Origin of the sequence: Protofrankia sp. Cj3 (assembly GCF_917627355.1) — a bacterium.
Lineage (GTDB): Bacteria > Actinomycetota > Actinomycetes > Frankiales > Frankiaceae > Protofrankia.
Window position 1 is genome coordinate 18,519 of sequence record NZ_CAKJTR010000040.1, and the last position, 3,909, is coordinate 22,427.

4 protein-coding genes are annotated in these 3,909 nt (G+C 67.1%); 3 read left to right on the forward strand and 1 reads right to left on the reverse strand.

Features of this window, described 5'->3' with window-relative positions; all coding sequences use genetic code 11:
- Together MJ783_RS07875 and MJ783_RS07880 are read left to right on the forward strand one after the other, a co-directional pair.
- Window positions 1-240: hypothetical protein (locus MJ783_RS07875; RefSeq protein WP_239309609.1), on the forward strand; the 240-nt coding region annotated here is incomplete at its 5' end.
- Window positions 241-264: 24 nt separating this feature from the next.
- Complete coding sequence (locus MJ783_RS07880) at window positions 265-930, forward strand: class F sortase (RefSeq protein WP_239309611.1); 666 nt, start codon at window positions 265-267, stop codon at window positions 928-930.
- A gap of 306 nt (window positions 931-1,236) precedes the next feature.
- Here the strand turns inward: MJ783_RS07880 and MJ783_RS07885 are convergent, their stop codons facing one another.
- Window positions 1,237-3,399 carry a copper-translocating P-type ATPase gene (locus MJ783_RS07885; protein WP_239309613.1) on the reverse strand — a complete coding sequence of 721 codons (2,163 nt, stop codon included), beginning with the start codon at window positions 3,397-3,399 and terminating at the stop codon, window positions 1,237-1,239.
- 241 nt (window positions 3,400-3,640) lie between these two features.
- On the opposite strand from MJ783_RS07885, the gene MJ783_RS07890 reads away from it, so the two are divergent.
- A complete protein-coding gene (locus tag MJ783_RS07890) occupies window positions 3,641-3,889 on the forward strand; it encodes an SHOCT domain-containing protein (RefSeq protein ID WP_239309614.1) in 249 nt (82 codons plus the stop codon).
- Window positions 3,890-3,909: the final 20 nt, after the last annotated feature.

Here is a 3,909-nt window from a genome sequence, read left to right on the forward strand (position 1 = left end):
GCGCTGGCGCTGGCGCTGGCCGTCGCAGTCGGGCTGTCCGGCGCATCGATCGTCCAGCTGTGGTGCGAGTCCGAGTCCCACGAGTCGTCATTCGCAAACGCGGATACGGGGTTAATGCCAACAAAGAATGCGGTGGCTGCCGATATTGCCAGCATCACCACACCCCGGCCAATTCTGTGCGTCATGACCTTCCTCTTCTCTCATGCGGTAGCGGTACTGTTACCGCGGGCAACACAGTAGCCATTTGATGTCTGGGGGAACGGCATGGGACGCGATATTGCCGGGAGGAAGCCGAAAGTCCTCTTGCCGGCACGGTGGCTGATTCTGCTTGGACTCATCCTGATTGGAGTGAGCGGCCAGAGGCTTGTTTCGCAGGAATTCGGGAAGGACATTGGAATTCCTGCGACGACTGTCCCAACAGGCGTCGTTGCCACGGATAAACCACCAGCTGGTACGTCTGCGGCGGTGTCCGCTCCGGCGCGTACGGCTGATAGCCGGCCGATCTTCCTGAATATTCCCGCGCTGGGCACGGCTGCGGCCGTCGGGCCGGTTGGGCTCAACTCGGACGGAACGCTCCAGGTGCCGACGTCCTGGGGTGAAATCGGCTGGTACGAATATGGCCCGCGTCCAGGTGACGTCGGTGCGGCCGTCCTCGTCGGACATTACGACTCAACAACCGGGCCAGCTGTTTTCTACCGCCTTGAGAAGATCAAACAAAATGACTTGGTGGAGATAAAAAGGGCTGACGGAACGGTTGTGCGATTTGTGGTGGACCGCATCCAGGAGGTCTCGAAGAGTGCCTTCCCGGCGGCGGACGTCTACGGCACGGTTGATCGTCCTGAACTACGCCTCATCACCTGTGGCGGTGATTTCAACAGGAAAACCCACCACTATCTGGATAACGTGATCGTTTTTGCGCATGCTGTTTGATGAGGTGTCGTCGGCCGGACTCCCCGCTGCGCGCTCGTCCGTCGGTGGCCGCCGGTATTGAGGCCGAACGCCTTCACCGGGACCGGCGTCCACCACGCTTCTTAGAGCGACCGGCAAGAGGGGACGCGGCGTCGCGGGGCTGGGGCACGCACCTCGCCGCATCGCTCCCCGTCCATCGCTGCGCGATGCACGGGTACCCCGGCTTGTCGGTCGACACCCCACGGACCAGGGTGGCTCCCTCCGCCGCCTTGCGATGCACGCGCCCCAGCCCCGCTCCTTGATCCACGCCCCTATTGCCGGGCGCTCTTACTGGACGTCCGGCGTCGTTGGTCCTTCCGGTGATGTGGCGAGGGCGGGTGGTAGCTGCAGCCGATTGAGCAGGAGTGCGTTGGCGGCGACCAGGAAACTGGATCCGGACATGGCCAGGGCCGCGATCTCGGGGCGTAGTACCAGGCCGAAGGCGGGTTCGAAGGCCCCTGCGGCGATCGGTAGGGCGATGGTGTTGTAGCCGACGGCCCAGCCGAGGTTCTGGCGCATCTTGTGGAGCGTGGCGCGGCCGATGAGCAGTGCGGCTGGTACGTCGAGGGGGTCGGAACGCATCAGTACCACGTCGGCGGTCTCGATCGCCACGTCGGTGCCGGCACCGATGGCGATGCCGAGGTCGGCCTGGGCCAGCGCCGGAGCGTCGTTGACGCCGTCGCCGACCATGGCGGTCCGACGGCTGTCGCGCTGTAGCTCGGCGATCTTTGTGGCCTTGTCGCCGGGCAGGACCTCGGCGATGACCGTGTCGATGTTGAGCTCGTCGGCGATCCGCTCGGCGGTGGCCTGGTTGTCGCCGGTGAGCATGATTACCTCGACGCCGGCATCGTGCAGTGCTCGCACCGCGGCGGCAGCTGTCGGCCGCGGCGTGTCAGCGATGCCGATGATCCCGGCCAGCTGGCCGTCGACCGCGACACCTACTGGGGTCCGGCCGCCCGCCGGCAGTGCGTCCCACTGAGCGTTAAGATCATCATGTGGGACTCCTTCCTGTTCGATCAGTCGGCGGTTGCCGACCATCACGTGCCGTCCGTCGACGGTGGCGGCCGCCCCGCGTCCAGGGTGGCTCGTGAACGCCTCCGCGCGGGCCACCGGTACCTCACGTGCGTCGGCATGACGGATGATCGCTGCGGCGAGTGGATGCTCGGACTCCCGTTCGACCGCGGCGACCAGCCGAAGCAGCTCCTCCTCGTCCAGACCGTCGACGCTGCCGTCCGTGAGGATCTCGGTCACCTCCGGTTCGCCCTTGGTCAGGGTGCCGGTCTTGTCCAGGACGACCGCGTCGATCCGGGCCGAGGTCTCCAACGCGGTCGCGTTCTTGAACAGGATGCCGCGTTTCGCACCGAGACCGGTCCCCACCATGATCGCCGTCGGGGTGGCGAGCCCCAACGCGTCCGGGCAGGTGATGACGACCACCGTGATCGCGAACAGGATTGCCTCGGTCGCGGGACGGCCGGTTCCCAGCAGCCAGACGAGCAGTGTGCCGAGCCCGCCCAGCAGCGCGACGAGCACCAGCCAGAACGCCGCCCGGTCGGCCAGTCGCTGACCGGGCGCCTTGCTGTTCCGCGCCTCCTGAACGAGCGCGACGATCTGTGCCAGTGCCGTGTCCGCCCCGACCTTGGTGGCCCGGACCCGCAGGGTGCCGGTGGTGTTGATGGTCGCGCCGATCACCTGCGTGCCGACGGTCTTGTGCACCGGCAGGCTCTCGCCGGTCACCATCGACTCGTCGAGGTCGGACTCGCCCGCCTCGACCATCCCGTCGACTGCGATCTTGCCTCCGGGGCGGACGAGCAGCAGGTCACCGACGGCGACCTCGGCGGTCGGTACCTCGACCGGTTCGCCGTCCCGCACCACCAGCGCCTTCTCCGGCACGAGCTGGAGCAGGGCGCGGATCGCGTCGGTGGCTCCGCCGCGGGCGCGCATCTCGAACCAGTGCCCCAGCAGCACGAACGCGGCGAGCACGGTGGCCGCTTCGTAGAAGACGTCCCCGCCGCCGGTGAGCGTGACGACGAGGGAGTAGGTCCAGCCGGTGCCGATGGCGACCGCGACCAGAACCATCATGTCCAGCGTCCGGGCGCGCAGCGCCCGTATCGCCCCGTCGAAGAAGATCCACGACGCCCAGAAGATCACCGGGAGGCTGAGGATCAGCTGGAACACGTCGTCGCGCAACCCGAACGGCGCGGCCACGTCGAAGCCCAGGACGTCGCGGCCGATCGCCGACCACAGCAGGATCGGGATCGAGAAGAGCGCCGCGACCAGGAAACGATTGCGCATGTCAGCGACCATCGCCGCCATCGACATCCCCGCATGCCCGCCAGATGTGCCGGATGTGCCGGATGGGAGAACCGCGGTCACCGGGCCCTCTCCCGCATCGATCGCCTCGCGGCCGGCAGGGACCCCGTGGGAGGCGGAGACATCACGCTGCTGCGCCATGGTTCGGCTCCTTCGCTGCGGCCGCTTCGGGTGAGTTCCGTTGTTGCTGGTCGCTCTGAGCTGATGTCAGCATTCCTGCCCCGTGGGAGTGCCGGGACCGACACCGCCGGCAAGGGCCTGTTATCCCGACCGGGCTGATCCGTGCAGCTCGGATTCAGAGGTGCGGAAACGGGGATGCTTGCAGAGGAGGTGGACGACCGCGCCAGGGCTGGGCGCGCCTTCGCTCGGGAGGATGACAGCGATGATGTGGGGCTGGGGCTGGGGTGCCTGGCTCGCGATGTCCGTGATGATGGTCCTGTTCTGGAGCCTGGTCATTGCGGGCGTCGTCGTGCTCGTTCGCTACCTGGGTGGCGGGCGCCCGACTGGCCGTTCGGACGCTGGCGGCGATCGGGCCGATGCCGAGAATGTGCTGGCTGAGCGGTTCGCCCGCGGGGAGATTGACGAGGACGAGTACAAACGGCGGTCTGAGCTGCTGCGCGCGGGCCGGTGAGGCTGGGTAGTGGGGATAAG